Here is a 26110-nt window from a genome sequence, read left to right as displayed (position 1 = left end):
AAGCAAGAGCCGTAGCGCTGAGGCTCCTGCTTTCGCAGGAGCACAGTGGGTCAGGCGTACCGGCTTGCCGTCTGCCGGATCAGCGCGATCATGTTCGGGATGCCCTGCGTGCGGTTCGAGCTTAGCTGGTTCTTCAGATCGAAGGGAGCCAACGCGCCTTCGATGTCCGTCGTGCCGATCTCGGTCCCGCTTTTGTCCTGCACGGTGAGCAGGACCAGCGCGATGATGCCCTTGGTGATTGCGGCGTTCGAGTCTGCAAGGAAGTGGAGCGTGCCGTTGTCGCGAACGGTCGGATAGACCCACACCGAGGCGGAGCAGCCGCGGACGAGAGTGGCGTCGGTCTTCAGCGCGTCCGGCATGTCCTCCAGCTTGCGGCCGAGATCGATCAGCAGGCGGTAGCGGTCGTCGGCGTCGAGGAACTCGTATTCTTCGAGGATATCGGTGAGGGCGGGGGCGGTCATTGGCGGCTGCTAGCGCTTTCGCGGCGTCCCGTCACCACACTCCGAACTCTTCCCACGCCGTTCGCACTGAGCTTGTCGAAGTGCCGGTGAGACGGTGGTGCTGGCGCTTCGACAGGCTCAGCGCGAACGGGCTTGGGTGTGCGGAAATGGATGGGTTTAAAGATCCACCCCCGCCGCGATCGCCTCCAGCTTTCGAATGCGTTCCTTCAGGTCGGCGATCTCGATGCGGGCACCGGCCTGCGGCACGCCTTCGTTCGGGCCACCCTGCCGCTCCAGAGCGAGGCGCTGCAGGTCCAGCCAGCCGCGCCAGCCCTTCAGCGTGGCGGCGGCGAGGATGCCGATCCCGGCGAGGCTGGAGCCGGCGGCGGCGAGGATGAGGGTCGGATCGGTCATCTGTCCTTCTCCGGATTAGCGGTCGCGCAGCCGCTCGATCTCGCGGTCGAGCGCTGTGCTGTCGTCGGTGGCGATGCGTTCGAGGGTGGCGACGCGCTCCTTGAGGGTGCGAAGCTCCTCGCGCAGCTGCCGGTTCTCGGCATCGGTGCTGGGGTTGCGGAACTCCTCGCCCTTGCCACGGCGGATGACGCCGTATTTGGCGCGGAAGACGTTGGCGATCGCGACGATCGCGACGATCAGCACCACCATCTCGAACGGGTTCATCGAAACTGCTCCCTAAGTATTCTTGTTCAGTTGGCCGGCCGGTCGAGCCGGGCGAATTCCTGGTCGAGGCGGAAGGCCCCGTCGGTGACGATCCGCTCGACGGTGACCAGCCGGTCCTTGATCGAGCCGAGTTCGGCGCGAAGCTGGGCGTTCTCCTGCGTCAGGAGGGTGATCCGTTCCTGCGACTGGCGATCGACCTGCGGGTGCATCGCCTTGCCCCAGCTGTTTTCCAGCGGATAGCCGTTCTTGATGCGGAGCCAGGTGGTGAAGATCCACCCGAACACCCCGGCCAGTCCGACCAGAAGGGCGAGCCCCAAGATCGGCACCAGCGCCTGGAAATCCTGAGAGTTCATAGTCTTGTTCCCTGTCCTGCCAGCCGATCAGCGTAGCGCGTCGATTTCGGCGGAGAGGCGGTTACTCTTGTCCGTGGTGATGCGTTCGAGGACGGAAATCCGCTCCTCCAGACGCAGGATCATGTCCTTCAGCTTGCCGTTTTCCTCGGCAAGGAGGCCGACCTGACGAACGGCGTCCGGCGCTTCCTTGGAGACCATGTCCGACTTGCAGCCGAAGCCAAAGCCATCGATCGGATAACCATGCTTGGCGCGGATCGCGGTGGTGACGACCCAGCCGCCGACGCTGAGCGCGATGATCATGAGGATGAAGATCTGATGGTCCATCGGTCTGCTCCCTTACGATCGGCGGCTTAGCGCAGCGCCTCGATCTCGTCCGCCAGGCGGCGATTGTGCGAGGTGACGTGGAGTTCCACGTCGGCGAGGCGGCGGTCGATGTCGCGGAAGCGGCTGCGCACGTCACGGACGCTGGTGCTCGGCTTCACGCGGACCTTCTGCCAGAACTTGGCGTCCTCGCGGGTCTCGTCCTGGAACTGGTAGGGCTTGTCGTTCGCCACCCAGGCGGCGACAAGATAGGCGATCACGGTCCACGGGAATCCGCCGAGTACGGTGAAAAGAACCGCGCCGATGCGGACCAGAGTGACGTCGAGCCCGCTATAGTCGGCGATGCCGGAGCAGACGCCGAAGACCTTGCCGTTGCGCTTGTCGAGGTAGAATTTGGTGCGACGGTCAGACATTCTGAAATCCTTCCCTGTTGTCGGGCGGGGAGAGCCTTACTGGCCCTGCTTCCAGCCCGGATGGTCGGCGGCGATGATGCGCTCGATGCTGTGGAGCCGCTCATCGAGCCGCCGTGCGGTCTCGTGCAGTTCGTCCAGGAGGTTCTCGTCCTCCTGCGTCAGGCCGCCGCCGCCCTGCTTCCACTTGGTGATGTAGTGGAAGATGAGCCACGGCATGCCGATGAAGAGCATGCCGACGATGACGATCGGCAGGAAGACGTCCTCCATCGGATCAGCCCTCCTGACCCGAATTGCCCTGGGCCTTGGCCTTCAGCGCGGCAAGCTCGGCCTCGATCTTGTCGGAGGAGCGCAGCTCGGCGATCTCCTCCTCCAAAGTCTTCGGCGCGGCGCCGAAGCCGGCTGCCTCCGCGCGGCCCTCGGCCAGATCGACCCGGCGTTCCATCAGATCGAAGCGGCTGAACGCCTCGTCGATCTTGGTGCCGGCGTACATCTCGCGCATCTTGGCGCGGTTGTGCGCGCTCTCCATGCGGGCGACGATCGAGTTCTGACGGGCGCGCGCCTCGCGGAGCTTGCCCTGCAGCTTGTTGATGTCGGCCTCCGACGCCTGCAGCGCCTCGTCCAGCACCGCGATCTCCTGGGCCAGCTGGTCAGCGAGGTCCGCCGCCTTCTGCTTTTCCACGAGCGCGGCCTTGGCGAGATCCTCGCGGCCCTTGGATAAAGCCAGCTCGGCCTTCTCGGTCCAGCTGTCCTTCAGCCCTTCGAGCTTGGTGATCGAGCGGCGCATTTCCTTCTGATCGGCGATGGTGCGCGCGGCGGACGCGCGAACCTCGACCAGAGTCTCCTCCATTTCGAGGATGATCATGCGGATCATCTTCGCCGGGTCCTCCGCCTTGTCGAGCAGGTCGGTCACGTTGGCGGCGATGATGTCCCGGGTGCGGGAGAAGATACCCATCGTTACTATACTCCTGAGATACCGTTGGGCCGGAGCGGATCAGATACGCTTGTCCGCTCCGGTGGTTTGCCGGTCAAGCGCCCGGCCGGATGTTCATGTTGGCGTTGGCATCCATCGCCAGCGCCTGGGCGGCGGCGTCGCGGCTGGCCTTTTCGACCACCGAGGGTTCGGAGCCGAAGAAGACCTTCATCAGCACCGGCTTACCCTGCGCCGTCGCCGGGAGCGCCGGATAGGCGATCGCACGGGCGGTGCGGAGCGCTACACGATCAAGCTCGCGGTTGCCGGTGGAGGTGGCGAGCTTCGCATCCGCCAATTCGCCGCTCTTGTCGAAGGAGAGGCGCAGCGTGGCGACGCCCTTCTTCTCCGGATCGACATTGAAGCTGCGGACGGTGCCGTCGATCTTGTGGCTGACATTCGCCTGCCATTCGGCGACGCTGACCGGCTTGAGTTCGGCGGCGCGAGCCGGCGCGACAGCGGCGGCAAGGCAGGCCGTGGACACGACCAGGGCACCGACAGTGGAAGCCGCGACACGCTGGAAATCGATAACGTCGAAGTTGAACATCTCACTTACTCCCTATCTGAACCTCGCCGCCCCTGAGCGGCTGTTGCTCTCTTCTTTTCAAGCGCCGTGCCAAATCGTGAAATGGTGTGATCTGAACAGCTTAGCGTAGCGTTCGGTCTGCACTCCAACTTCTTCATTGCCAAGTGTTGGGAAATTACACTAACCACTTGGCATGGAGCGCGAGGCGCAGTTCATCGGCCAGTTCGATGGCCTTCCTCGACAGCGTCGAGCGGGCGAGCCGTGCGGCGTCGCTCAACCGCCCGGTGCTGGTGATCGGCGAGCGGGGGACCGGCAAGGAGCTGGTGGCCGAGCGCCTGCATCGTCTAAGCCAGCGTTGGGACGGGCCGCTCGTCACGATGAACTGCGCGGCCTTGCCCGAGACGCTGATCGAGGCCGAGCTGTTCGGGCATGAGCAGGGCGCGTTCACCGGCGCGACTAAGGCGCGGGCTGGGCGGTTCGAGGAGGCGGACGGCGGCACCTTGTTCCTCGACGAACTCGGAACCTTGTCGATGGGCGCGCAGGAACGGCTGTTGCGCGCGGTGGAATATGGCGAGGTGACGCGGATCGGGTCGTCGCGGCCGATGCGGGTGGACGTGCGTATCGTCGCCGCCACCAACGAAAACCTGCCGCTGATGGCGGAACGGGGGAAGTTCCGCGCCGATTTGCTCGACCGCTTGTCCTTCGAGGTCGTCACCCTGCCGCCGCTTCGGGCGCGTGAGGGTGATGTCGAGGTGCTGGCCGATCATTTTGGGCGGCGCATGGCAAGCGAGCTGGGCTGGACGCATTGGCCGGGCTTTTCGGCGAGCGCGATGGATCAGTTGATCGGCCATGACTGGCCGGGCAATGTCCGCGAGCTGCGCAACGTGATCGAGCGGGCGGTCTATCGCTGGGAGGATCCGGAGCGGGCAGTGGCCGAGATCATCTTCGATCCCTTTGCCTCGCCCTGGGCACCGAAGGGGGAGGGGAGGGCCGTCGCCGAGACGCCGACCCTTACCGTCGAGCCTGTGAACCGACAGCCCGATCTGGTGCCGGTGGATGACCTGCGCGCGGCGGTCGACCGCTATGAGCGGCAGGTGCTGGAGGAGGCGCTCGCCCGATGCCGGTTCAACCAGCGGGCGACCGCCAAGGCGCTGGCGCTGACCTATGACCAGCTGCGCCATGCGATGCGGCGGCATAGTCTGCTGGAGAACCGGCTGGAGACTGCGAAGTCTCTACCGAGTAGCACCGCCGTCCCGACGCGTCGGGGCGGCGGAGTGGGCGCGGGCTATCCGCTCCTCAAGTGAAACGATCTTGTCTTGGATGCCGGGTAGCGCCAAAGCGTCGGCGTAACGGTACGATTTTCCACGGTTTTTGCGAACTGTTCGCAGGAGGATCGAACCGCTTGCCGCCTTCGTTCGGTGCCCAATTCACCGAGCCATTGATGGAGATTGAGCATGGCCTTTTCGCTGCCCCCGCTTCCGTTCGCCCCCGACGCGCTTGACCCGGTGATGTCGGCGGAGACCTTCGAGTATCATCACGGAAAGCATCACAAGGCCTATGTCGACAAGGTCAATGGCTGGATCGACGAGAAGGGTCTCGCCGGCCTTGCGCTGAGCGAAGTCATCAAGAAGGCGAAGGACACCAACGACCGCGGCCTGTTCAACAATTCCGGCCAGATCTGGAACCACAACTTCTTCTGGAAGGGCCTCGCGCCGGCCGGCTCGACCAAGCCTTCCGCCAAGCTGCAGGCAGCGATCGACAGCGGCTTCGGTTCGACCGAGGCGCTCCTGAAGAAGCTGGCGGACGAGGCGGTCGGCCATTTCGCCAGCGGCTGGGCCTGGCTGGTGCTGGAAGGCGACGCGATCAAGGTCACCTCGCTCCACGACGGTGACTCGCCGGTGGCGGCAGGCCTGACCCCGCTCTTCACCCTCGATGTGTGGGAGCACGCCTATTACATCGACTACCGCAACGCCCGCCCGAAGTTCGCGGAGACGGTGCTTGCCAACGTGATCAACTGGGACTTCATCTCGGAGAATCTCGACGGCAACGGCATCGCGCGCGCCGACGAGCAGCAGTAAGCACGTCTGCGTCGCAGAGAAGGGGGCTGGCGGGCGACCGCCGGGCCCCTTTTCGTTTGGAGGCCAGGTCAGCCCTGCGGCGGTAGCGTTTCCTGGACCTTCTCAGCGCCGAGGCCGTAGCGGGTCAGCATAGGCATGTTCGCGGCCGCGAAGATCAGCGTGGCCGGGATCGCACCCCATAGCTTGTAGCCGACCCAGAAGTCGGTGCTCGTGTTTCGCCACACGGCCTCGTTGGCGATCGCCATCGCGACGAAGAAGAACGCCCAGTTGCGGGTGAGCAGCCGCCAGCCTGGGGCGGACAGGCCCGGATAGGCGCTGCCCAGCACCAGCTCCAGCGTCGGACGACCGGTGAACAGGCCGAAGAACAGGATGCCGGCGACGAAGACGTAGTAGATCGTCGGCTTGATCTTGATGAAGGTGTCGTCGTGCAGCCAAAGGGTGATGCCGCCCATCACCAGCACCATCGCGCCGGAAAACAGCAGCATGGGCGAGATCTTGCCGCTCTTCGCCAGCGACACCCCCATCGCGATCGCGGTCGCGACCATGAACGCGGCGGTCGCGGCGAAGATCTTGGTGATCTTCGGCACCGGCGCGAAGGCGTTGGTCACGAAGAAGACGATCAGCGGGCCGAAGTCGATCGCCAGGCGGGTGACGGGGCCGAGTTCACGGGGTATGGGGGTGGGTTCGGTCATCCTCTTCCTCATTGAATGCTACGCCGTTCGGGCTGAGCCTGTCGAAGCCCCAGTGGGCCGGTTGTCGCTGGCCCTTCGACAGGCTCAGGGCGAACGGCGAGGGCAGTCTTCAGCGCACCCCCGCGATCGACTTCGCCAATTCCTCCGGCTCGAACGGCCGCAGGTCGTCCATCTTCTCGCCCACGCCAATCGCGTGGATCGGGAGGCCGTATTTCTCCGCCGCCGCGACCAGCACGCCGCCGCGCGCGGTGCCGTCCAGCTTGGTCATGACGAGGCCGGTGACGCCCGCCACCTCGCGGAACACCTCGATCTGGTTGAGCGCGTTCTGGCCGGTCGTCGCGTCCAGCACCAGCACCACGTCATGCGGTGCGGCGGGGTTCAGGCGGCCGAGAACGCGGCGGATCTTGGCGAGTTCGTCCATCAACCCCGCCTTGTTCTGGAGGCGGCCGGCGGTGTCGACGATCAGCACGTCCGTGCCGCGCGCTGTGCCCTGCTTCACCCCCTCCCAGACGAGGCCGGCGGCGTCGGCACCCTCTTCGCCCGAGATGATTGGCACGTTCAGCCGCTCGGCCCAGACCTTGAGCTGGCCGATCGCGGCCGCGCGGAAGGTGTCGCCGGCGACGAGCATCACCTCGTAATCCTGATCCTGCAGCAGGCGGGTCAGCTTGGCGATGGTGGTGGTCTTGCCCGAACCGTTGACGCCGATGACGAGGATCACCTGCGGGCGCGGGAAGGCGTCGATCTCCAGCGGCTTGGCCACTGGTCCGAGGATGGCGCCCACCTCCTGCGCGATGACGCGGCGGACGCCCGCCTCGTCGATGCGGCGGTCGAAGCTTTCCTCCGCAATCCGCGCGCGTACGCGGCGGGCGGTCTCGGGGCCAAGGTCGGAGGCGATCAGCGCCTCCTCAATCTCTTCCAACGTGGATTCGGACAGCTGCTCCTGCCCGAACAGGCCGGAGAGGTTGTCCCCGATCTTGGCGGAGGTCTTCGCGAAGCCGCCGCGCAGGCGATCGAGCCAGGACTCGCTCATGCCGCCTCCGCCAGAAGGGTGGAGCCGGAGAGGGCGGTGACCTTCACAGAGTGGATTTCGCCCACCCGCCGTTCGCCCTGAGCTTGTCGAAGGGCCAGGGAAGGCGGTTGCGCTGGCGCTTCGACAAGCTCAGCGCGAACGGGGTTGGAGAGGGGCGTGAGGGTGACGGCGGCGAACCCCTCCGTGTGACCTTTGCCGCCGCGCTCAACCAGCACCCGCTGCTCCGTGCCGACAAGTCCGTGGAGCCACGCCGCGCGCCTTGCCTCACCAGCCTCCCGCAGCGCCCTTGCGCGCGCCTTCACGCGATCCGGCGCCACCTGCGGCATCCGCGCGGCGGGGGTGCCGGGCCGGGGGGAGAAGGGGAAGATATGGGGGTGCACGATGTCGCAATCCTCGATCAGGCGCAGGGTGTTGGCGGCCATGTCCTCGGTCTCGGTCGGGAAGCCCGCGATCAGGTCCGCGCCGATGGCGATCTCCGGCCGCTTCCCCTTCAGCCGTTCGACCATCGCGGTCGCGTCGCGGCGGAGATGGCGGCGCTTCATCCGCTTCAGCACCATGTCGTCGCCAGCCTGAAGCGAGAGGTGGAGATGGGGCATGACGCGAGGCTCGCCGGTAACGATCTCGAACAGCCGCTCGTCGATCTCGATCGAGTCCAGCGAAGAGAGGCGCAGGCGGGGGAGGGCGGGAACGTGGCGCAGAATACGCTCGACCAACGAGCCGAGCGTCGGGGTGCCGGGAAGGTCCGCGCCGTAGGAGGTGAGGTCGACGCCGGTCAGCACCACCTCGTTATGGCCGCGATCGACCAGGCGCTGGATGTCGGCGATCACCTGCCCGGCGGGAACCGAGCGGCTGGCCCCCCGACCCTTGGGGATGATGCAGAAGGTGCAGTCGTGATCGCAGCCGTTCTGCACGGGGACGAAGGCCCTTGAATACCCCTCGTTCGTGCTGAGCGTAGTCGAAGCACGGGGAACAAGTGGCTCATTCGCGGCTCGTACTTCGACTTCGCTCAACACGAACGTGGTAAGTGCGGATAGCTTGTGCTGGTTCGGCAGCACCCCAGCGACCTCCGGCATGGCGCGGAAGCTCTCCGGCTCGATCTCCGAGGCGCAGCCGGTCACCAGGATCCGCGCTCCCGGCCGCTCGCGCGCGGCCTTGCGGATTGCAGCGCGGGTCTGTCGCACGGCCTCGGCCGTCACCGCGCAGCTGTTGACGATGACGAGGTCGTCCTCACCCGCCGCCGCAGCCGCCATCGCCTCGCTTTCGGCGATGTTGAGACGACAACCGAGGGTGATCAGTTCCGGCCCCTTCACGTCAGCAGGCTCTCGTCCAGTTCGCCCGTGAAGACATGGGTGGCGGGGCCGCTCATCATGACATGACCCTCGGCACTCATCGCCATGTCCAGCCGTCCACCGGGAAGGTCAATCCGGGTGCGTCCGCCAGGGATGCGCCGCGTCCGCCGTGCCGTCGCGAAGACCGCACAGGCGCCGGTGCCGCAGGCGCGGGTCAGCCCCGCGCCACGCTCCCAGGTCCGCATCCGGATGTGGTCGGGGGCGAGGATGGTGGCGATGTTGACGTTGGTCCGTTCCGGGAACAGCGGATCGTTCTCGATCAGCGGGCCGAGCCGTTCGAGGTCGATAGCGTCCACGTTCTCCACGAAGAACACGACGTGGGGATTGCCCATGTTCGCGGCGGCGGGCGCCTCAAGCTCCTCCCACCCGACCGGCAGCGCCATCGTGTCCATCGGCTGTGCCAGCGGGATCGCGTCCCAGTCGAAGCGCGGCGCACCCATGTCCACGGTCGCGCCGTTACCGTCCGGCGAAGCGCGGAGGATGCCAGCCTTGGTCTCGATCGTGCAGTCCCGCCCGACCAGCGCGCCGACGCAGCGCGTTGCGTTGCCGCAGGCATCGACCTCCGACCCGTCCGCGTTCCAGATCCGCATCGACACGTCGGCGGCATCGCTCGCACCGATCAGGATCAGCTGGTCGCACCCGACGCCGGTATGCCGGTCCGCGATCGCACGGGCTGCCGCGCTGTCCACAGCAACCGCCGCAACGCGCGCGTCGATGACGACGAAGTCGTTGCCAAGGCCGTGCATCTTGTGGAAGCGGATGGACATGGCGCGCGATCTAGGCCCGGACCTCTCCGAAGTCCATGCGACGGCAGCGGACATCCTTCGCTTCTGGCTGGAGGAGGTGCCGCCGGAGAAGCGCTTCGCCCGTGACGATGCGCTGGATGCCGAATGCGCGGCGCGCTTCGGACGCGCGGTGGACGAAATCATCGCCCACCACGCGGCGCTCTGGCGGGCGAATGCGAGGAGCCTGCTGGCGGCGGTGATCGCGATCGACCAGTTCTCGCGCAACATCCATCGCGGCTCGGCCCGAGCCTTTGCCGGCGATGCGCTGGCCCGCGCCCTGACTGGAGAAGCGGTGCTCAAGGGCTGGGATCAAGCGATGACGGCCGCCGAACGTCAGTTCCTCTACATGCCCTATATGCACGCGGAATCGATGCAGACCCAGGCGCGTGCGCTCGTGCTCTTCGCCGGCTTACCCGGCGATCCGCTCGATTTCGCACGCCGTCATGCCGCGCAGGTCGCCCGCTTCGGCCGCTTCCCCCAGCGGAACGAGGCGCTCGGGCGGCAGAGTACGGCGGAAGAAGAGGCGTTCCTGAGAGAACCCGGCTCCCACTTCTAACATCCTCCCCATTGAAGATGGGGAGGGGGACCGCCGAAGGCGGTGGAGGGGAGGACGCGCGCTATTGCGTAGAAGGCCCCTCCGTCACGCCTGCGGCGTGCCACCTCCCCGAGCAAGCTCAGGGAGGATGAAGCTATCCCGCCAGCCTGAGGCCGCCGAGCGGTGCCGCAGGACCCGCCGTCAACAGGCTGCGGTTCGCCAGGAACTCGCGGGCGTGCTCCTCCGTCATCGGCTTGCCGAGGTGGAAGCCCTGACCCTTGCGGAAGCCGTGTCGAGACACGCGCTGCTGGATCGCCGCATCGGAAATGCCGCCGACGACGACCTGCAGGCCAAGGCTAGGGGCAAGCGCGGCCACAGCCTCGACGATCGCAGCGCATTCGCTGTCCTCATGCATGCGACCGACGATGCTGCGGTCCAGCTTGATGCGGTGGAAGGGCAGCGCGCGGATGCTGGAAAGGCTGGACGCGCCGGTGCCGAAGCGGTCGAAGGCGAGGCGGACGCCCTCCTTGCGGAGGCCCTCGGCCAGCGATCGGGCGAGCTGCAGATTGCCGGTGATCGCATCCTCGGGAATGTCGACCTCCAGCCGCTCCGGCGGGAACCCGGCCTCGTGCAGAAGGTGCAGCAGCTTCTGCGCGAACCAGGGATCGCGGAACTGGCGCGGGCTGATGTTGACGGTCAGCGTGAGGAGCGAGTTCCAGTACCGCGCCTCTTCGAAGGCAGTGCGCATCACGGCGAGGGAGATCGGGCCGATCAGGCCGCTCTTCTCGGCAGCCGGGAGGAAGGCGTCCGGTGACAAGACGCCACGATCGGGATGGCACCAGCGCGCCAGCACCTCGAAGCCGAGGAGCGTGCCGTTCTCGAAATCGATCTGCTGTTCGAAGAAGGGCACGAACTCGCCGCGGGTGAGGCCGGCGCGCATGTCGGTTTCGAACGCCGCCTCCATCGCGGCTGCAAGCTCCATCGTCGCATCATGGGCGGTCGCGCGATCCCCTCCGGCACGTTTGGCGGCGTAGAGCGCACGGTCGGCCTGGCGGAGGAGGAGGTCGATCGACGCCGCTGGCTCCGCGATGCGGCAGACATAGCCGACGGAGGCCGAGATCGCGGCGTCCGGACCCGCCTCCGCAAAGCCGTGGCCGAGCCGGTGCACGATCCTCTCGGCAAGCGCCGCGGCCTCGCCCTTCTCGCAAGGGACAATGCAGGTGAACTCGTCGCCGCCGATCCGCGCGGCGACGCCACGCGACGGCAGCTCCTCGCGCAGCGCTTTGCCGACAAGTTGGAGGAGGCGATCGCCGGCGGCGTGCCCCTGCGTGTCGTTCACGGCCTTGAACCCGTCGAGATCGATCGCGATCATCGCGATCGCCCCACCGTCACGGGTCGCGTTCGCCAACATGCTCTGACCTGCGGCGAAGAGGCCGCGCCGGTTGAGGAGGCCGGTCACCGAATCCTGATGGGCGAGGGCGGTCGCGCGGACCACCTCGCGCCGCGTGTCGTAAAGATCGGCACGCATGTCGCGCAGATGGATGCGGGCGAGCAGCAGCAGGGCGACGTTGAGGATGATCGCGACGCCGAAGAGCTGGTCCAGAACCAGCCCGCTCCCTGCCAGACCGCGCACCATCTGTCCTAGGTTGACCGCGAGCAGCACGAGAGCCGCCAGCGCGACGATCGCCGCAGGCTTGTCGCCATCGGCGGACGCTAGCGACGCGCCAAGCCGACGCTGCCAGTTCGACGCGCGCTCGATGATGCTCAATCCCATCAGGCCGCTTTGCCGGCGAATGTTCTATGGTGCCGTAACGGGATTGGTTATCGCGGCGTGAACCGTGCGCTCTCCGAGCAGGCTTAGGGTTCCCTTGTCTTTCCTGTCGCACCCGGCTATGGCCACCCCGCTTTCGCATGAGCGATGGTTCGATACGCGTCCGAGGATGCACGCTGGCCGGCGAGGTTTCGCCCGCCGGCGTACTTTGCGTTTTGGGCCTTCGCGGTTGGAGTTTGGTGGATGTTCGAGAGTCTCAGCGATCGGCTTGGCGGCGTGTTCGACCGTCTGCGCGGCCGCGGTGCGCTCAACGAGGATGACGTCCGCGCCGCGATGCGCGAGGTGCGCGTCGCCCTGCTTGAGGCGGACGTGGCGCTGCCCGTCGCCCGCGCCTTCGTCGACAAGGTCACCGAACAGGCGGTCGGCCAGACCGTGCTCAAGTCGGTCACGCCCGGCCAGCAGATCGTCAAGATCGTCAACGATGCACTGGTCGAGATGCTGGGGTCGGAAACCGCCGATCTCGAACTGAACGTCTCCCCTCCCGCCGTCGTGATGATGGTCGGCCTGCAGGGTTCGGGCAAGACCACCACCTCCGCCAAGATCGCCAAGCGGCTGACGGAGAAGGATCGCAAGAAGGTCCTGATGGCGTCGCTCGACGTGCAGCGTCCCGCCGCGCAGGAGCAGCTGGCGGTGCTCGGCACGCAGACGAACGTCGCGACCCTGCCGATCGTCGCGGGGCAGCAGCCCGTCGAGATCGCCCGGCGCGCGCTGCAGTCGGCGAAGCTGCAGGGCTTCGACGTCGTCATCCTCGACACCGCCGGCCGCCTCCACGTCGATCAGGCGCTGATGGAGGAGATGAAGGCGGTCGCCGACGCTTCCCGTCCGAACGAAATCCTCCTCGTCGTCGACTCGCTGACCGGCCAGGATGCCGTCAACGTCGCGACCAATTTCAGCGAGCAGGTGCCGCTGACCGGCGTGGTGCTGACCCGCATGGACGGCGATGCGCGCGGCGGTGCGGCGCTGTCGATGCGCGCCGTCACGCAGAAGCCGATCAAGTTCGTCGGCACCGGCGAGAAGCTGGACGGGCTGGAGCCGTTTCACCCGAGCCGCGTCGCTGGACGCATACTCGGCATGGGCGACGTGGTCAGCCTCGTCGAGCGCGCGGCGGAGAGCATCCAGGTCGAGGAGGCCGAGAAGCTCGCCAAGCGCATGGATCAGGGCAAGTTCGACCTGAACGACATGCGCGCGCAGCTCGCCCAGATGCGCCGCATGGGCGGTCTCGGTGCGCTCGCCTCGATGCTGCCGGGCCTCAAGAAGGCGCAGGCCGCGATGCAGCAGGGCGGCATGGACGACAAGATCCTGATCCGCATGGATGCGATCATCTCCTCGATGACGCCGAAGGAGCGGGGCAAGCCCGAGCTGATCAACGCCAAGCGCAAGATCCGCGTCGCCAAGGGTTCCGGCACCACCGTGCAGGAGGTCAACAAGATCCTGAAGATGCACGCCGACATGGCCACCGCGATGAAGCGCATCAAGAAGATGGGCGGCATGAAGGGCCTCGCCGCCATGTTCGGCAAGGGCGGCATGGATCAGATGCTAGGCGGCCTTGGCGGTGCGGGCGGTCTCGGCGGCGGGGCAGGGGGCATGCCCTCGCTGCCCGGTCTCGGCGGTGGCCCCGGCGGGCTCCCGCCCGCTTTCGACAAGTTCATGAAGAAGCGTTGAATATTTAGATCAAGTAGAAGGAAGACCGCATGTCCGTTTCCATCCGTCTGTCGCGTGGCGGCTCCAAGAAGCGCCCGTATTACCGCATTGTCGTCGCCAATTCGCGGAGCCCGCGTGATGGTGCCTTCATCGAGAAGATCGGCACCTACAACCCGCTGCTCGCCAAGGACGACGAGAAGCGCGTGATCCTCGACGGCGAGCGCGCCAAGCACTGGCTGTCCGTCGGTGCGCAGCCGACCGATCGCGTCGCCCGCTTCCTCGACGCGGCCGGCGTGAAGGAGCGTTCGGCCCGCAGCAACCCGAAGAAGGGCGAGCCGGGCGAGAAGGCCAAGGAGCGCGCCGAGGAGCGTGCCGCCAAGCTGGCCGAGGCCGAAGCCGCCGCCAACCCGCCGGTCGAGGAGGCACCCGCCGAGGAGGCCGCCGCCGAAGAGACCACCGAGGCGTGATCGTCGGGGCGCGTCCGTGACTGGACGCGCCTCATCACAACGGGGTGTGTGTGGCTGAAGACCTAAATACGCGCGTCACTCTCGCCGCCGTCATCGGTGCGCATGGCATAGCGGGCGAAGTGCGCCTGAAGCTCTTCACCGACGACCTTTCGCCCTACAAGACGCTCGACGCGGGCGGCCGCACGCTGACCCTTAAGAAGGTACGCCCCGGTCCGAACGGGGCGGTCGCGCGCTTCGCCGAGATCGCCGACCGCACCGCTGCGGAGGCACTGCGCGGCACCGAACTCACCGTCTCGCGCGATGAGCTGCCCGCGCTGGACGAGGGCGAGTATTATCACGCCGATTTGATCGGCCTGCCCGTGGAGGATGCGGCGGGCATCCCGCTCGGCACTGTCGCCGCCGTCGAGAACTTCGGCGCGGGTGACGTGCTCGACATCCGCAAGCCCGACGGCAAGACCGTGATGATCGCCTTCCGCCCCGGCATCGCGGAACTGGCGAATGGAATAATCCGCGCCGATCCCGCGTTCATGGCTTGAACCGGCGGCATTTCACCCCCTAAGTCCGGCCTGCTTTCGTTTCGAGGAGTGCGCCCGTTGACATCCGAGACCGGCGCACCCGCCGCTGGCCGGCCCAAGGCGACCCATACCTCGCACACCATCTCCCTGGCGCGCGTGATCTGCGTCTTCGGCATCGTCTATGTCCACGCCTGGACCGGGCAGTACGGGGGCGCGCTGGAACGGCTGGCCACCTCGCCGGAGGGCATCCTCCGCATCATCCTAATGGAAGGGGTAGGACGCAGCGCGGTGCCGCTGCTCGGCATGATCTCCGGCTGGCTGGTCGGCTCCTCGGCCGAGAAACGTGGGTACGGGGCTTTCCTCTACGGCAAGGCGCGCACGATCCTGCTCCCCATGTTGTTGTGGAACCTGTTCTCGATCGTGTTCGTGTCGGGTGCCGCCTATCTTGGCTGGATCCAGGCGCCGATCCCGACCAATCCCTGGTGGTTTCTGGACGAGCTGCTCTGCTTCGTCACGCCGAACGACATCAACGTGCAGACCTATTTTCTGCGCGATCTCTTCCTGTGCATGGCGCTGGCCCCGTTGCTGGTTCGCTGGAAGGATCGCTGGCTGCTCCTCCTCGCTCTCTTCTTCTCCGGCTGGGCCATCTACGGCGTCAAGTTTCCGCTGTTCCTGCGCCCGCAGATCATGGTGTTCTTCTCGATCGGCATCCTCGCCCGTCGTCACGGGCTGGCGACGCGGATCGGCGGGTGGAACGCGGTCTCAGCCATGCTGCCGTATCTGGTGCTCGTCTCGCTCCGCATCCCCGCCGAGATCTTCGGCTGGGCCAAGCCGTACCAGATGGCCGCGACCGCGTTCGACCTGGTCCTGCGCATCGCCGCCGCCGTGTTCTTCTGGCGGCTGTGCTGGGTCTTGGCGGACCGCTGGTTCGGGCAGAGGGTGCGCAGGCTGGAACCCTATGTCTTCCTCACCTTCTGCTCGCACCTGATCCTGCTCTGGTTGCTCGGCCCGGCGATGGGCCAGCTGACCGGTCCGCTCGGATCGTCGGCCTGGTACGCAGTCTTCTTCGTGCTCCAGCCGATCGTCGCCTTCGCCTTCGCCATTGTGATCGGACGCGGCCTCGGCGCGATCTTCCCCGATTTCGTCGCGGTACTGAGCGGCGGACGCCTGCACCACGGCAAGAAGACCGAAAGCTGGGCGCCGGACGGGCGGGTCAACGCGGCGGAGACGCGCGAGCAGCCGGCTTGAGGATCGCGCCGCACTGACGTATATACGCGGCGTATATACGGAGAGTGCGATGGCCGAGAGCGAATCTGAAGCGAGGAAAGTCAATGTGGATCGCCTCTGGGGCTCGATGCCCTGGTTTAAGGCGAAGGATATTCGTCGCGTTCGGGCTAAGCTGTTCAGATCAGGCAATTCACTGGCACTCCGCATTCCGGCCGGCACGAAGCTGTCTGCGGGAATGGAGGTCGACCTTACGATCGAGGACGGCGAGTTCCTCTCTGTGGAACCGATCGAACGGCCCAAGCGGAAGTTCAACATCGCCAAGGTAGCCGGTTCGGCGACCAGTCTCGACTTTATCCGGGATGAGGACCGCGTGTTTGAGGATCGCCCGCTCCGGTGGGAGGCATAGCGCCGGGTGAAGTACATGCTCGACAGTAACATCATCATCGCATTGACGATGAGCCGGAGCGAAGGTGTGCTTCGTCGCGCGGCCGACTGCGACGAGGACGACATGGTGACCTCGGCGGTCGCCTTCGCGGAGGTGGCGTTCGGCTCCCATCGCGGCGACCCGCCGGCGATCGAGCAGTTGCGGGCATTCGTGGAGGAGGTGCCCGTACTCGCTTTCGACTACAAGGCCGCGCTCGCCTATACGACATTGCCATTCCGCCGGGCGAGCTACGATCGCCTGATCGCCGCGCACGCGCTTTCACAAGGACTCGTCGTCGTGACCGACAACGAGCGGCATTTCGCCGACGTCCCCGGCCTCAAGGTCGAGAACTGGACGCAATGACGTTCGCCGCCACCATCCTGACCCTCTACCCGGAGATGTTCCCTGGCCCGCTTGGCGTCAGCCTGGCCGGTCGTGCGCTCTCGGACGGCAAGTGGTCTTGTCGTCCCGTCCAGATCCGGGAGTTCGCGACAGATAAGCACCGCTCCGTCGACGATACGCCGGCGGGCGGTGGGGTGGGAATGGTGATGCGGGCGGACGTGCTCGCCGCCGCGCTGGACGCCTCCGCCGTGCCGGGCGCGCCGGTTCTCGCCATGACGCCGCGCGGCAAGCCGCTGACCCAGGAACGGGTGCGCGTGATCGCCAGCGGCCCTGGCGTCACCATCCTCTGCGGCCGGTTCGAGGGGATCGACGAACGCCTCTACGAAGGGCGTCCGCAGATCGAACCCGTCTCGATCGGCGACTACATCCTGTCCGGTGGAGAGACCGCCGCGATCGTCCTCCTCGACGCTTGCATCCGCCTGCTTCCCGGCGTAATGGGCGCGCCCGATAGCGGTGAGGACGAGAGCTTCGAAACGGGGCTTCTCGAATATCCGCATTATACCCGACCTGTAGAATGGGAAGGGCGCACGATCCCTGAGGTGCTGCGATCGGGGGATCATGCGAAGATCGCGGCATGGCGTAAGAACCAGGCCGAGATCGATACACGGCTAAGGCGGCCGGATCTTTGGGAGCGTCATGAGGGCGCTCGGGTCCAGTCGCCCTCTGGCGCGCATGCGAAGAAAAGGGACCAGAGGACATGAACCTCATCCAGACGCTCGAAGCCGAGCAGATCGCCAAACTTACGGCGACGAAGAAGATTCCGGAGTTCCGTCCGGGCGACACGCTGAAGGTCGGCGTGAAGGTGGTCGAGGGCGAGCGCACCCGCGTCCAGAACTACGAGGGCGTGTGCATCGCGCGGGCGAACCGCGGCATGGGTTCGTCGTTCACCGTCCGCAAAATCTCGTTCGGTGAGGGCGTCGAGCGCGTCTTCCCGCTCTATTCGCCCAACGTCGATTCGATTGAGGTCGTCCGCAAGGGCGTCGTCCGTCGCGCCAAGCTCTATTACCTCCGCGGCCGCCGCGGCAAGTCGGCCCGCATCGCCGAGCGCCGCGACAACCGCGAGACCAAGGAAGCCTGACGCTTTCGGGTCATTCAGGACACGGCAGGGCCGGTGGCGAGACGATCGCCGCCGGCCTTTGCTGTTTGGGGACCTGTCACCGGATTGTCATCGACCGGTCACTAAGGTCGTCGGCATGGAGAAAAACAAGCCGGTCTGGGACGTCATCGAGACGCATTACGATCGTGGATCGCAGATCTCTGCCGGCCAAGCGGCGGTCATTGGCGCAGCCCTGAGGGGCGTCGGATCTGGTGCCAGGTTCCTCGTCTTCGGGTGCGGTAACGACAGCCCGATGTGGCAGGCGATGAATGCGGATGGGGAGACGCTGTTCGTCGAGAACCACGCTGGCTGGCTGGACAAGGTGCGCCGATCGCATCCTGACCTCTGGATCGAGGCGATCGACTATCCGGGCCGCACCGTATCCAGCAGCCTGCCGATCGATGAGGCCGAGCTTGCGCGCCATCCTGTGCCGGAGGTTCTGCGTAGCCGCGAGTGGGACGTCATTTTGGTCGATGCTCCGGCCGGATTCAAACCCGATCTGCCGGGCCGCAGCCTGTCAATCTACTGGTCGTCTCTGATCGCGGGTCCGCGCACCCACGTCTTCATCGACGACGCGGAGCGTCCACTGGAAGAGGCTTATACCGACCGCTTCTTCCGCCTGCGCAGTCCGTGGTTGTTGCGCGTCCCGCGGATCCGACGCCTCGGCAAGCGTGATGCCGAGGGCCTGATGCTCTGGTCGGTGTCTGTGCCGGAGATCACATCGGCGAACGCGGGCGCGCCGTCGACAGCAAACGATGCGGCCGTGCTCTCCGCCGGCCGAGGCGCGGTCATCTTCCTGCTCGACTCCAACTATCTTACCGCACTCAAGACCTTCGCCTACACGCTCCGCAACGCCATCGAAGCGGGCACGCACGACATCGTCGTGATGACCAACGATCCGGCCTTGGCCGAGGAGCCGTTCGTGCGGATGCTCGCTGATCGGGTCATCCTGATCGACGACGAGCAGATCGAGCGCGTGAAGTCGGTACGGCGGGAGCGCGTTCGATCGAAACACCTGCACAGTGAACTGGGCAAATATACGTTTCTAAAGCTGATGGCATTCAACGACTTCGGCTACGATCACCATATCTTCATGGATGTGGACATGCTCTGCCTCGATCCGTGCTTCCGCTTCAACCAGCTGATCCAGGATGCAGATTATGCCGCAAGCATCGGGGTCGGGCCGAAGCGATTGCAGGTCGCCAAGATGGCGGGCGAAAGCGGTAAGGTTCGGCGCGCAAAAATCGCTGAACGCTTTCGCGAACTGGCGGATCGCCCCCACCCGCTCAAACTCGGCATCAACTCCGGCGTATGGTTCGGCGGGCGCAAGGTCATCGGGCAGGAGATGGTGGATCGGCTTGTGGAGACCGGCAGCCGGGAGGCTTACGAGTACGAACAGGACATCACGCGCCGCACCTTGTCGGACATGCCCGGTCTACGTTTTGGCCGTCTACCGATGTGGTTCAATGTCACTGAATACCCGCTCCGCAAGATGGGACCGAATCATTTCGCCAAGCTGCGGCCGGAAGTTCGAATTGTTCACTACAATCAGCATGTGAAGCCGTGGCAGGTAGAACGGGCGGAGGCGGACTGGCTGACGACGCTGTGGTGGAATGCGCATGATGAGGCTGCAAGCTGGGCGCAGACGCTTGTCGAGAAGGGTGGCACGAGACGGCGCGAGGCTATGGCGCCCGAGTAACTGGGCCCTGCAGGCGGAGTGGTCCATGACCATCTGGCCGTTCCGCAAGCGCGGTCCTAAGAAGAGGGCATGAAGCTCTCGATCCTGATGCTCGCAGCCCTTATGACCAGCACCACCGCACCAGCCGCCGACCTCACCCTCGAACGGGTGTTCGCCAGCCCCTCGCTCTCCGGGCCCAGCCCGCGTCTTGCCAAGCTCTCGCCCGACGGGAAGCTCGCGACGCTGCTGCGCAACCGGGCGGAGGATGCCGATCGCTACGATCTGTGGGCGATCGATACGACCACCGGCAAGGCGCGGATGCTGGTCGATTCCGCGAAGATCGGCACCGGCGCGGCGCTTTCCGAAGAAGAGAAGATGCGGCGCGAGCGACTGCGCATCGGCAATCAGAAAGGCATCGTCGATTACGATTGGGCACCGGACGGCAAGTCGCTGCTCGTGCCGATCGACGGCGACCTCTACGTCGCCGACCTCGCCGGCCGGGTCCGCCGCCTGACCACTACGGAGGCGACCGAGGTCGATGCCCATGTGTCGGACGCGGGCAAATACGTCTCCTTCGTCCGCGATCAGAACCTGTTCGTCATCGATCTGGCGAGCGGGCGCGAGACGGCGCTGACTACCGATGGCGGCGGCACCCTTGCTTGGGGCACGGCCGAGTTCGTCGCTCAGGAGGAGATGGACCGGCATGAGGGCCACTGGTGGTCGCCGGACGACACGTATGTCGCCGTCCAGCGCACCGATGAGAGCAAGGTCGCGGTCGTCACCCGCACCGCGATCGGCGCGGATGGCACGAAGGTGTTCGATCAACGCTACCCGCTCGCCGGGACGGCCAATGCGGCGGTCGAACTCTGGGTAATCGATCCCGCCACGGGCAAGCGGGTGAAGGTTGATCTCGGCGCCAATCCCGACGTCTACCTCGCGCGGGTCGACTGGTCGAAGGACGGCAGCGTCCTTTACGTCCAGCGCGAGAGCCGCGATCAGCAGCGCCTCGACCTCTTCCAGGTCGATCCCTCCACGGGCAAATCCGGCATCGTTCTCACGGAGACCTCGAAGACCTGGATCGACCTCAACAACGGCTTCCATGCTCTGAAGGACGGCGGCTTCCTGTGGATGTCGGAGCGGAGCGGCTACGCCCATCTCTACCGCTGGAAGGACGGCACCCTGACGCAGCTGACCAGCGGAGACTGGATCGTGGACGACGTCGCCGGCGTCGACGAGGCGGGCGGCAAGGCTTATGTCCTCGGTACGCTCGACAGCCCCTTGGAAAAGCACCTCTACGCCGTCGACATCGCCAGGCCCGGAAAGCCCATGCGCGTCACCGAGGCAGGCTGGTGGAACGAGGCGAAGATGGACAAGGGTGCCACCCGCGCACTCATCACCCGATCGAACCCCGACCAGCCGACGCAGGTCTACCTCGCCGACGCAACCGGCCGCCGCGTGACGTGGATCGAGGAGAACCGCCTCGACGCCAGGCACCCCTACACGCCCTATCTCGCCAGCCATGCCGAGACGCAGTTCGGCACGCTGACCGCCGCCGACGGCTCCACCCTCCACTACAAGCTGCTCTCGCCCAAGCGCGTGGCGGGGCGGCGCTACCCCGTCTTCGTGCAGGTCTATGGCGGCCCCGCCGGCCAGCAGGTGAGCCGCCAATGGGGCAAGGGCACGCCGCTACAGCAGTACCTGGTGGACAAGGGCTGGATCGTCTTCTCCATCGACAATCGCGGCACCCCCCGGCGCGGCAACGCCTTCGAGGATCAGATCTTCAAGGCGGGCGGCACTGTCGAGATCGCGGATCAGAAGGTGGGCTTGGACTGGCTAAAGGCGCAGCCCTTCGTCGATCCGGCGAAGATCGCGGTCTATGGCTGGTCCTATGGCGGCTACATGACGCTGAAGCTGCTGGAGAAATTGCCCGGCCAGTATGCCGCCGGGATTTCCGGCGCGCCGGTCACCCGCTGGGAGCTGTACGACACGCATTACACCGAACGGTACATGGGCAATCCGAAGACGGACCCGCAATCGTACGCATCGGCCGATGCCCTGCCGGAGGCGGAGAAGATCGCCGATCCTCTGCTGATCCTGCATGGCATGGCGGACGACAACGTCACCTTCGACAACACCACCGCCTTCATCTCCCGGCTACAGGACCATGCCGTGCCGTTCGAGATGATGGCCTATCCGGGCAAGACCCATGCGGTCGCGGGCGAGATGACCAACCGCCATCTCTGGGGCACGATCGAGCGATTCCTCGACGCGCAGGTGCTGAAGAAGGCCGACTAGCCTCGTCTACGCCGCGTCCCGGCGTAGACGAGCAAGGCGGTAGCGGTGAGGCCGGCGGCGAGCAGGCCGGGATGCCGCGCTGCCGACGTATAGAGGCTGAAGGGTTTGCCGACCTCCGTCGCCGATCGCTCCTCGCCATCGGCGGCGACTTTCGCGAGATTGTCGGTGCGCGTCTTGGGCAGCGTGTCAGTGTGGAGCAGCGGAGCGACAAGCGGGGCCAGCCTGTCGAATAGCGCCGGGAAATGCTGGGCGAACAGCGCCTGCGCCCGTCCCACGCCGCCGACCGTCACCTCGCGCACGCGCCGCGTGCAGCAATCGAGGATCGCCTCCGCGACAAGTGCCGGATCGTAGGGCGGCGGCGGGATGCGCGCCTCACCCTCCAGATGGTTGGCGGCGTGCTCGGCGATCGGCGTTGCGATGCCGGATGGCTTCACCAGACTGATCGACACCGGCAGCGCCGCCATCCTCACCTCGATGCGCAGCGACTCCACATACGCCTTCAGCGCATGTTTGGACGCCGTGTACGCGCCGAGAATAGGGGAGGGCATGTCCCCTGCGATCGAGCCGACGGTGACAAGCGCGCCGCCGTTTTCGCGCAGGTGCCGGATGGCCGTGCGACAACCGTGGACCGTTCCGAAGTAGTTGGTGCGGAACAGCCGCTGATGCTCCTCCTCAGGCGTGTCCAGGAGAGGCGCGTAGATCGCCACTCCGGCGTTGTTCACCCAGGAGTCGATCCGACCGAAGCGCGCAATGGCCGTCTGGGCGGCGGCCAGAACCTCGGCCTCATCCCCGACATCGGCGGTCGCGTAGGCCGCATCGCCTCCTTCAGCGCGGATACCCTGCACGGCCTCTCGCAAAGCCGCTTCGTTCCGGGCGATCAGGAAGACCTTCGCTCCGCGCGAGGCGGCCAGCCGTACGGTCGCGAGGCCGATGCCGGAGCTTGATCCGGTGACGACCACGACCTGTTCTTCGATCGGCTTAAGCTTCAAGCGCGAAATCCGCGATGCGGTTTGTAGTCGATCGCGGACGGCGGCATGGCGGCTCCTGAACGGCGGAGAACGCAGAACCGTTGTTCTTATTGGCGGGTTCCAGCCCTCATGAAGCTATGGTGGCGGAAAGCGCTTCCTTGGTCAGGGAAAGGGAAAACGTCCTGTCCTACCTCGGTCGTTTCTGCCAAGGAGCGCGCCGTTCAGTGAAGGACAGCGACTACCGAAACGAGGTTTCAGAAAATCGCGTGTCCTCCGGGGCCTCCGCAGGTCCGGGACGCTGGCTGAATTTGGTTCGGAGCAGGTCTATGGGTTATCGTGTCGTCGTCGCGGGTGCCACCGGCAATGTAGGCCGCGAAATGCTGAACATCCTCGCCGAGCGGGAATTCCCGATCGAGACCCTGGCGGTGCTCGCCTCTGCGCGCAGTCAGGGTGACGAGATCGAGTTCGGCGAGACCGGCAAGATGCTCAAGGTCCAGAATATCGAGCATTTCGACTGGGCCGGCTGGGACATCGCGCTCTTCGCGATCGGGTCCGAGGCGACGAAGAAGTATGCGCCGATCGCGGCCGCCGCCGGCTGCACGGTGATCGACAATTCCTCGCTGTACCGCATGGACCCGGACGTGCCGCTGATCGTGCCGGAGGTGAACCCGGAGGCGATCGACGGTTACGCCAAGAAGAACATCATCGCCAACCCGAACTGCTCGACCGCGCAGATGGTCGTGGCGCTGAAGCCGCTGCACGATGTGGCGAAGATCAAGCGCGTGGTCGTCTCGACCTATCAGTCGGTTTCCGGCGCGGGCAAGGCGGGCATGGACGAACTGTTCGAACAGTCGCGTAACATCTTCGTCGGCGACCAGGCCGAACCGAAGAAGTTCACCAAGCAGATCGCCTTCAACGTGATCCCGCACATCGACAGCTTCCTGGACGACGGCTACACCAAGGAAGAGTGGAAGATGGTTGTCGAGACCAAGAAGATCCTCGACCCGAAGATCAAGGTCACCGCCACCTGCGTGCGCGTGCCCGTCTTCGTCGGCCATTCCGAAGCGATCAACATCGAGTTTGAGGACGAGCTATCCGCCGAGGACGCGCAGCGCATCCTGCGCGAGGCGCCGGGGATCATGCTGGTCGATAAGCGTGAGGACGGCGGCTATGTCACGCCGATCGAATGCGTCGGCGAGTTCGCAACCTATGTCAGCCGCGTCCGCGACGACCCTACGGTCGACAACGGTCTCGCCCTCTGGTGCGTCAGCGACAACCTCCGCAAGGGCGCGGCGCTCAACGCCGTCCAGATCGCGGAACTTCTCGGCCGGCGGCATCTGAAGAAGGCCGCTTAGTACCCCATGTAGCGGCCCGGGCGGTGGAAGGTGATGAGGATCGCCGCCACCGCCGCCGCGCTCAGGGCCGAGATCAGCACCTTGTCCGGCGACAGGGCGGCCAGGGACGCGACCAGAACCACGGCGTCGAACGCAAGCTGCGTCCGCCCGGCGTTCCAGCCGCGCGTCTTCTGCAGCCATAGGGCCACCACGCCGGTGCCGCCGACCCCGGCCTGATGCCGGGCAAGGAAGAGGATGCCGACCCCGATGACCGTACCGCCGAAGATCGCGGCGAAGATCGGCTTCACATAAGCGAAGGCGAACACGGTGGAGGCGAGCGAGGCCATGACGCTGACGCCGATGCTGACGATCGCCGACTTGATCGCGAAGGCCTTCCCCATCACCCGCCATGCGAAGACGAGGAAAGGCAGGTTGAGGAGCGTGAAGAGGACACCCGGCGTCACCGGCACGATGTAGGAGATGAGGAGGGCCACGCCGCCGATCCCGCCCGTCACCAGGCCGACGTCGTGGAAGAGGATGAGGCCGAGCGCCATGAAGCTGCTGCCGATCAGCAGCGCGTACATGTCCTCCAGGACGCTGTGCTGCAGATCCTCTCTTGGCGGATGATCGTCGGTCAGAATGTGGAACTCCTCCGCTGTCGGGACGATAACCGCCAAGCCGGAAACGCCGTTCGACGGAGATAAGTTCATGGAGATGACGGGAGGCTGTCAGTGCGGCCGGGTCCGCTACACAGCCCGGATCGAGAGCGATGAGGCCTATCTCTGCCATTGCAAGATGTGCCGCCGTGCGACCGGTGGCGCTTCCACCGCCTTCGTGAACGTGCCTGTGGACGCCCTCCGGTGGGAGGCGGAACCGGACTGGTATCGGTCCTCCCCAATCGCCCACCGTCCGTTCTGCGCCACCTGCGGCACCCCCCTCGGCTTTGCCTTCCTTGAGGGCGGGGAGAACATCGACATCACGCTGGGGTCGTTCGACGACCCGAGCCGCTTCCGTCCGACCCGCAATTATGCGAGCGAGAGCATCCTGCCGGCCTGGCAGGACACTGCGCATCTGCCGGCCACGCGTTCGGACGAGAACGCATCCGTCACCGAACGCTGGATGAAGACCGTTGGCAAAGTCCCCGACTGAAGTTTCCCATCACCGCTATCCGGGCACCGATGGAGTCGAACTCGCCTACCATGAAGTGGGCGAGGGGAGGCCTGTCATCCTGATCCACGGCCTGTTCTCGAGCGCCGAAGTGAACTGGATCAAGTACGGCCATGCCGCGCGCCTCGCCACAGCCGGCTTCCGCGTCATCATGCCGGACCTGCGGGCGCACGGTGACAGCGCGAAGCCGCATGACGCCTCCGCCTATCCGCCCGACGTGCTGGCGGATGACGGGCTGGCTTTGGTCGAGGCGCTCGGCCTTACAGACTACGATCTCGGCGGCTACTCGCTCGGCGGCCGGACGACGGTGCGTATGCTGGTGAAGGGTGCCACGCCGCGCCGGGCGATTTTCGCGGGCATGGGGCTGACCGGCATCCTCGATCCGGAGGGCCGATCGAGCTTCTTCAAGAGGGTGCTCGACAATCTGGGCCACCACGAGCGCGGATCGCCGGCGTTCTTCGCCGAGGCGTTCCTCAAGACGACGAAGAGCGATCCCGTGGCCCTCCGGCATGTCCTCGACACCTTCGTGCCGACGACATCGGACGAGCTCCAGGGCATCGACCTGCCGGTGCTGGTCGTGTCGGGAGAAGACGATCATGACAACGGGTCGGCGCCCGCCTTGGCGGCGGCTTTGCCGGACGCCCGGTTCGTCGCGGTCCCGGGCAATCACATGAGCGCCGTCACCATGCCGGAACTCGGCACGGCGATGCTGGAGCATCTAGTATAGGCGTTCAGTCCCGGCATCGGATGCACCGCGTTGACGATGAAGCGGTTTGGCAACGGACCTTGCACGTCCGGCCCTGCACAACCGGCCGATCGCCTCGCGCACCTGCATCCGGTTTTCAGTGAACCCATCAGAATCACCGGATCATCGTGAGAATGAGTGATTGGTGTGAGT

At 65.8% G+C, this 26110-nt stretch carries 31 protein-coding genes and 1 pseudogene; 16 read left to right on the top strand and 16 right to left on the bottom strand.

The window, feature by feature from the left end:
* Nucleotides 1–50 precede the first annotated feature (50 nt).
* The 9 genes from ACM608_RS10200 to ACM608_RS10160 form a co-directional block, all read right to left on the bottom strand.
* On the bottom strand, nt 51–461 hold the full coding sequence (locus tag ACM608_RS10200) for a SufE family protein (protein ID WP_419683120.1): 411 nt from the start codon (nt 459–461) through the stop codon (nt 51–53).
* A gap of 156 nt (nt 462–617) precedes the next feature.
* The gene (locus tag ACM608_RS10195) at nt 618–854 is read right to left on the bottom strand and encodes a hypothetical protein (RefSeq protein WP_419683119.1); all 237 of its coding nucleotides are present in this window, start codon (nt 852–854) and stop codon (nt 618–620) included.
* Between the two features lie 15 nt (nt 855–869).
* Nucleotides 870–1118 (bottom strand): hypothetical protein, encoded by a 249-nt coding sequence (locus ACM608_RS10190; protein ID WP_419683118.1) that lies wholly within the window; start codon nt 1116–1118, stop codon nt 870–872.
* Between the two features lie 26 nt (nt 1119–1144).
* Nucleotides 1145–1471, bottom strand: coding sequence for a hypothetical protein (locus ACM608_RS10185; protein WP_419683117.1), 327 nt, complete (start codon nt 1469–1471; stop codon nt 1145–1147).
* A 27-nt stretch (nt 1472–1498) separates the two neighbouring features.
* The gene (locus ACM608_RS10180) at nt 1499–1795 is read right to left on the bottom strand and encodes a hypothetical protein (protein ID WP_419683116.1); all 297 of its coding nucleotides are present in this window, start codon (nt 1793–1795) and stop codon (nt 1499–1501) included.
* A gap of 26 nt (nt 1796–1821) precedes the next feature.
* Nucleotides 1822–2205 carry an envelope stress response membrane protein PspC gene (gene pspC / locus ACM608_RS10175; RefSeq protein WP_419683115.1) on the bottom strand — a complete coding sequence of 128 codons (384 nt, stop codon included), beginning with the start codon at nt 2203–2205 and terminating at the stop codon, nt 1822–1824.
* Between the two features lie 36 nt (nt 2206–2241).
* The gene (gene pspB / locus ACM608_RS10170) at nt 2242–2472 is read right to left on the bottom strand and encodes an envelope stress response membrane protein PspB (RefSeq protein ID WP_419683114.1); all 231 of its coding nucleotides are present in this window, start codon (nt 2470–2472) and stop codon (nt 2242–2244) included.
* A 4-nt stretch (nt 2473–2476) separates the two neighbouring features.
* Nucleotides 2477–3157 carry a phage shock protein PspA gene (pspA, locus tag ACM608_RS10165; protein WP_419683113.1) on the bottom strand — a complete coding sequence of 227 codons (681 nt, stop codon included), beginning with the start codon at nt 3155–3157 and terminating at the stop codon, nt 2477–2479.
* A 73-nt stretch (nt 3158–3230) separates the two neighbouring features.
* Complete coding sequence (locus ACM608_RS10160; RefSeq protein WP_419683112.1) at nt 3231–3719, bottom strand: energy transducer TonB; 489 nt, start codon at nt 3717–3719, stop codon at nt 3231–3233.
* Nucleotides 3720–3891: 172 nt separating this feature from the next.
* Here ACM608_RS10160 and pspF point away from each other — a divergent pair.
* Both pspF and ACM608_RS10150 read left to right on the top strand, forming a co-directional pair.
* A pseudogene (pspF, locus tag ACM608_RS10155) lies at nt 3892–5002 on the top strand (phage shock protein operon transcriptional activator).
* A gap of 150 nt (nt 5003–5152) precedes the next feature.
* Complete coding sequence (locus tag ACM608_RS10150; protein ID WP_419683111.1) at nt 5153–5776, top strand: superoxide dismutase; 624 nt, start codon at nt 5153–5155, stop codon at nt 5774–5776.
* A 68-nt stretch (nt 5777–5844) separates the two neighbouring features.
* Here ACM608_RS10150 and ACM608_RS10145 read toward each other — a convergent pair whose 3' ends face one another.
* The 4 genes from ACM608_RS10145 to dapF form a co-directional block, all read right to left on the bottom strand.
* The gene (locus ACM608_RS10145; RefSeq protein ID WP_419683110.1) at nt 5845–6468 is read right to left on the bottom strand and encodes a septation protein A; all 624 of its coding nucleotides are present in this window, start codon (nt 6466–6468) and stop codon (nt 5845–5847) included.
* Nucleotides 6469–6577: 109 nt separating this feature from the next.
* Nucleotides 6578–7498 carry a signal recognition particle-docking protein FtsY gene (gene ftsY / locus ACM608_RS10140; protein ID WP_419683109.1) on the bottom strand — a complete coding sequence of 307 codons (921 nt, stop codon included), beginning with the start codon at nt 7496–7498 and terminating at the stop codon, nt 6578–6580.
* Entirely contained in the window at nt 7495–8808 is a 1314-nt protein-coding gene (gene mtaB / locus ACM608_RS10135) for a tRNA (N(6)-L-threonylcarbamoyladenosine(37)-C(2))-methylthiotransferase MtaB (protein WP_419683108.1), read from the bottom strand. The genes ftsY and mtaB overlap by 4 nt, the downstream gene beginning before the upstream one ends.
* Nucleotides 8805–9614, bottom strand: a complete 810-nt coding sequence (gene dapF, locus ACM608_RS10130; RefSeq protein WP_419683107.1) for a diaminopimelate epimerase — start codon at nt 9612–9614, stop codon at nt 8805–8807. The genes mtaB and dapF overlap by 4 nt, the downstream gene beginning before the upstream one ends.
* Here dapF and ACM608_RS10125 point away from each other — a divergent pair.
* A complete protein-coding gene (locus tag ACM608_RS10125) occupies nt 9613–10188 on the top strand; it encodes a DUF924 family protein (protein WP_419683106.1) in 576 nt (191 codons plus the stop codon). The genes dapF and ACM608_RS10125 overlap by 2 nt on opposite strands.
* A gap of 133 nt (nt 10189–10321) precedes the next feature.
* Here ACM608_RS10125 and ACM608_RS10120 read toward each other — a convergent pair whose 3' ends face one another.
* Entirely contained in the window at nt 10322–11941 is a 1620-nt protein-coding gene (locus ACM608_RS10120) for a putative bifunctional diguanylate cyclase/phosphodiesterase (protein WP_419683105.1), read from the bottom strand.
* Nucleotides 11942–12181: 240 nt separating this feature from the next.
* Between ACM608_RS10120 and ffh the strand changes: the two genes are divergently transcribed.
* The 10 genes from ffh (at nt 12182) to ACM608_RS10070 (ending at nt 21743) form a co-directional block, all read left to right on the top strand.
* Entirely contained in the window at nt 12182–13660 is a 1479-nt protein-coding gene (gene ffh, locus ACM608_RS10115) for a signal recognition particle protein (RefSeq protein ID WP_419683104.1), read from the top strand.
* A gap of 29 nt (nt 13661–13689) precedes the next feature.
* The gene (gene rpsP, locus ACM608_RS10110) at nt 13690–14106 is read left to right on the top strand and encodes a 30S ribosomal protein S16 (protein ID WP_419683103.1); all 417 of its coding nucleotides are present in this window, start codon (nt 13690–13692) and stop codon (nt 14104–14106) included.
* A 50-nt stretch (nt 14107–14156) separates the two neighbouring features.
* Nucleotides 14157–14642 carry a ribosome maturation factor RimM gene (gene rimM / locus ACM608_RS10105; RefSeq protein WP_419683102.1) on the top strand — a complete coding sequence of 162 codons (486 nt, stop codon included), beginning with the start codon at nt 14157–14159 and terminating at the stop codon, nt 14640–14642.
* Nucleotides 14643–14699: 57 nt separating this feature from the next.
* Complete coding sequence (locus ACM608_RS10100) at nt 14700–15869, top strand: acyltransferase family protein (RefSeq protein WP_419683101.1); 1170 nt, start codon at nt 14700–14702, stop codon at nt 15867–15869.
* A 49-nt stretch (nt 15870–15918) separates the two neighbouring features.
* On the top strand, nt 15919–16254 hold the full coding sequence (locus ACM608_RS10095; RefSeq protein ID WP_419683100.1) for a hypothetical protein: 336 nt from the start codon (nt 15919–15921) through the stop codon (nt 16252–16254).
* A gap of 15 nt (nt 16255–16269) precedes the next feature.
* Nucleotides 16270–16635 carry a type II toxin-antitoxin system VapC family toxin gene (locus ACM608_RS10090; RefSeq protein WP_419683099.1) on the top strand — a complete coding sequence of 122 codons (366 nt, stop codon included), beginning with the start codon at nt 16270–16272 and terminating at the stop codon, nt 16633–16635.
* Nucleotides 16632–17375, top strand: a complete 744-nt coding sequence (gene trmD / locus ACM608_RS10085; RefSeq protein ID WP_419683098.1) for a tRNA (guanosine(37)-N1)-methyltransferase TrmD — start codon at nt 16632–16634, stop codon at nt 17373–17375. The genes ACM608_RS10090 and trmD overlap by 4 nt, the downstream gene beginning before the upstream one ends.
* Nucleotides 17372–17752, top strand: coding sequence for a 50S ribosomal protein L19 (rplS, locus tag ACM608_RS10080; protein WP_419683097.1), 381 nt, complete (start codon nt 17372–17374; stop codon nt 17750–17752). Before trmD ends, rplS begins: the two co-directional genes overlap by 4 nt.
* A 115-nt stretch (nt 17753–17867) precedes the next feature.
* Nucleotides 17868–19469 (top strand): hypothetical protein, encoded by a 1602-nt coding sequence (locus tag ACM608_RS10075; RefSeq protein ID WP_419683096.1) that lies wholly within the window; start codon nt 17868–17870, stop codon nt 19467–19469.
* 69 nt (nt 19470–19538) lie between these two features.
* Complete coding sequence (locus ACM608_RS10070) at nt 19539–21743, top strand: DPP IV N-terminal domain-containing protein (RefSeq protein WP_419683095.1); 2205 nt, start codon at nt 19539–19541, stop codon at nt 21741–21743.
* On the opposite strand, the gene ACM608_RS10065 is transcribed toward ACM608_RS10070, so the two are convergent.
* Nucleotides 21740–22732 carry an SDR family oxidoreductase gene (locus ACM608_RS10065; protein WP_419683094.1) on the bottom strand — a complete coding sequence of 331 codons (993 nt, stop codon included), beginning with the start codon at nt 22730–22732 and terminating at the stop codon, nt 21740–21742. The two genes, ACM608_RS10070 and ACM608_RS10065, sit on opposite strands and share 4 nt — an antisense overlap.
* A gap of 305 nt (nt 22733–23037) precedes the next feature.
* Between ACM608_RS10065 and ACM608_RS10060 the strand changes: the two genes are divergently transcribed.
* Complete coding sequence (locus tag ACM608_RS10060) at nt 23038–24066, top strand: aspartate-semialdehyde dehydrogenase (RefSeq protein ID WP_419683093.1); 1029 nt, start codon at nt 23038–23040, stop codon at nt 24064–24066.
* Here the strand turns inward: ACM608_RS10060 and ACM608_RS10055 are convergent.
* A complete protein-coding gene (locus ACM608_RS10055; RefSeq protein WP_419683092.1) occupies nt 24063–24722 on the bottom strand; it encodes a YitT family protein in 660 nt (219 codons plus the stop codon). The genes ACM608_RS10060 and ACM608_RS10055 overlap by 4 nt on opposite strands.
* Before the next feature lie 31 nt (nt 24723–24753).
* On the opposite strand from ACM608_RS10055, the gene ACM608_RS10050 reads away from it, so the two are divergent.
* Both ACM608_RS10050 and ACM608_RS10045 read left to right on the top strand, forming a co-directional pair.
* On the top strand, nt 24754–25194 hold the full coding sequence (locus ACM608_RS10050; RefSeq protein WP_419683091.1) for a GFA family protein: 441 nt from the start codon (nt 24754–24756) through the stop codon (nt 25192–25194).
* On the top strand, nt 25175–25939 hold the full coding sequence (locus ACM608_RS10045) for an alpha/beta fold hydrolase (RefSeq protein WP_419683090.1): 765 nt from the start codon (nt 25175–25177) through the stop codon (nt 25937–25939). The genes ACM608_RS10050 and ACM608_RS10045 overlap by 20 nt, the downstream gene beginning before the upstream one ends.
* The last annotated feature ends 171 nt before the right edge of the window (nt 25940–26110 follow it).

It is taken from the genome of Sphingomonas sp. ID0503 (assembly GCF_048565625.1).
Classification (GTDB): Bacteria; Pseudomonadota; Alphaproteobacteria; order Sphingomonadales; family Sphingomonadaceae; genus JBLZUR01.
The sequence above is the reverse complement of the archived record's forward strand: the minus strand, read 5'-3'. Positions and strand labels throughout refer to the sequence as shown.